Source organism: Candidatus Atribacteria bacterium (assembly GCA_011056645.1).
GTDB lineage: Bacteria > Atribacterota > Phoenicimicrobiia > Phoenicimicrobiales > Phoenicimicrobiaceae > Sediminicultor > Sediminicultor quartus.
This window is the reverse complement of sequence record DSEL01000161.1, coordinates 1-2,193: the sequence shown is the minus strand read 5'-3', so window position 1 is coordinate 2,193 and position 2,193 is coordinate 1. Positions and strand designations below refer to the sequence as shown.

Here is a 2,193-nt window from a genome sequence, read left to right as displayed (position 1 = left end):
GGCATAACCGCCTTCCATACCAACACCTTCTTCATTTTTACTTTCATAGGGCTTGTAATTTTTAATAACCAAATCTTCGGGTAAATTTGAAAGCAATTCTTTGGTCTTTTGAGCTAATTCTTCCTGTTTTTCGCACTTTGTAAAACAATCCCTCTGAACCCTTGTTATTATTGAGTCGGATTTTGAAAATGGGTGTCCCGTGATTATTTTCGGGTATGTTTGTGCGAAAAAAGAAAAATAAGTCAGGAAGCACCTCAATACAAATCATTTCAAAAGCTCATGGAAAATATAAGTTAGTTAAAACGATTGGTTGCGCCAGAACATCACAAGAATTGCAGAGATTTAGCTATTTGGCCGATCAGGAAATTGAGCGCTTAAGCAATCAAACCGGTTTATTTGTATCGGAGAATGATACCATAGTAGACATGGTTTTTGCTACATTAGGCAATGCAAGTATAAAAACCATCGGACCTGAGATAGTTTTTGGAAAGATATATGACGCGATCGGATTTAATGAGATAAACGAGGAACTTTTTCGTCACTTAGTTATAGCAAGGCTCAGTTTCCCCTTAAGTAAATTAAAGACTATCGACTATTTATATCGTTATCGAGGCGTATTAATTAATAAGGATAGCGTATATCGGTTTTTAGACAGACTCAATAATAAACTGAAGGAAAAAGTAGAGCAAATAGCCTATGCCCATACATTGAAAATACTGGAAGGCAATATCAGTATTGTATTTTATGATATGACGACTTTATATTTTGAAGCAAGTGATGAAGATGACCTGCGAAAAATAGGCTACAGTAAGGACGGCAAACATCAGCAACCACAAATATTTTTAGGTTTACTTGTCGGATTAGGCGGTTATGCTATCGGTTATGATATTTTTGAAGGCAATATCTACGAAGGTCACACCTTACTACCATTTATAGAAAAGATTACGAGGAAATTTAATTTAAACAAACCGATTATTGTTGCAGATTCAGGTCTGTTAAACAATGAGAATATTGAAGCTTTGGAAAAAGATGGCTATGAATATATAATAGGTTCAAGGATTAAGAATGAGTCAAATAAGATAAAAGAGCAAATACTAAAGAATCGGTTCAAAGATGGTCAAACAGTTAGGATCAAAAAACATGGCAATATTAATATTATAGTGAGCTATTCTGATAAACGAACGGCAAAAGATATGCATAATCGTGAGAGGGGTTTAAAACGCCTTGAAAAACAGATTAATGCGGGTAAATTAACTAAATCAAATATAAATAATAGGGGTTACAATAAATATCTAAAAATGGATGGCGAAATATCAATTAGCATAGATTATAAAAAATTTGAAAATGACAGGGTTTGGGATGGTCTGAAGGGATATATCACGAACAGTAGTCTTAGAAATGAACAAGTAATAGAAAGTTATAAAAATATCTGGTATATCGAGAAGGCGTTCAGGATGTCCAAGACGGATTTACGGATCCGCCCAATTTATCATCGGTTACGCGATAGGATAGAAGCTCACATCAGTATATCTTTCACAGCATATTGTATATATAAAGAACTGGAGAGAGTTTTATATAAAGAGAATTCAACTTTATCCGTTAAAAAAGCAACTGAATTAACACAGAATATGTATCAGATAACCTATATGCTTCCGGAATCAAAACGTACAAAATCAATGTTATTAAAAATGGATGATTTACAAGCGGAATTATATAGAATTATTACTAAAAATTATTAGGGTGTCCCAAAGATCAAAACAGGAAATGGGTCCGACGCTTAACAATATTGAATCTGCTCTTGAATCTGCTGATTATGATCAATTAAGACATGTTGCTCACGGAATGAAAGGCGCATCTTCAAACTTAGGCGCCGATAAAATTTCTGTTTATTTTAAACAATTGGAACAAATGGGTTTGGACAAATCCGTGGACGGCGCTAAAGAGATTTTAGTGAAAATTAAGCAGGCTCACACTGAGCTGCTTGATGTATTAAAAACTATCTAAATTCATTATTTCTTTTTCAAGATTATTCTGTAATATGTCCATGGGTGTTGCCAGAGCAACGGCTGTGATCTTTTTAACGCCCTTATTTTTCAACACCTGAGCACAAGCATTTAATGTACTTCCTGTTGTGATAATGTCATCCACAATTATGATGTGTTTACCTTCCAGCTTCTTTGTACATTCAAACGC

Annotated in this window: 3 protein-coding genes; 2 read left to right on the top strand and 1 reads right to left on the bottom strand. The window is 34.2% G+C overall.

Going from position 1 to position 2,193, the window contains the following annotated elements:
• The first annotated feature begins 215 nt into the window (after positions 1 to 215).
• Together ENO17_07075 and ENO17_07070 are read left to right on the top strand one after the other, a co-directional pair.
• Complete coding sequence (locus tag ENO17_07075; GenBank protein HER24791.1) at positions 216 to 1,739, top strand: IS1634 family transposase; 1,524 nt, start codon at positions 216 to 218, stop codon at positions 1,737 to 1,739.
• Positions 1,693 to 2,004, top strand: a complete 312-nt coding sequence (locus tag ENO17_07070) for an Hpt domain-containing protein (protein HER24790.1) — start codon at positions 1,693 to 1,695, stop codon at positions 2,002 to 2,004. The genes ENO17_07075 and ENO17_07070 overlap by 47 nt, the downstream gene beginning before the upstream one ends.
• Here the strand turns inward: ENO17_07070 and ENO17_07065 are convergent.
• Positions 1,990 to 2,193 (bottom strand): hypothetical protein (locus ENO17_07065; protein HER24789.1); only part of this gene is annotated, 204 nt, incomplete at its 5' end. The genes ENO17_07070 and ENO17_07065 overlap by 15 nt on opposite strands.

Coding starts and splice junctions, on each gene's coding strand:
- ENO17_07070 (HER24790.1), top strand. CDS start 1,693: ATGATTTACAAGCGGAATTATATAGAATTATTACTAAAAATTATTAGG.
- ENO17_07075 (HER24791.1), top strand. CDS start 216: ATGTTTGTGCGAAAAAAGAAAAATAAGTCAGGAAGCACCTCAATACAA.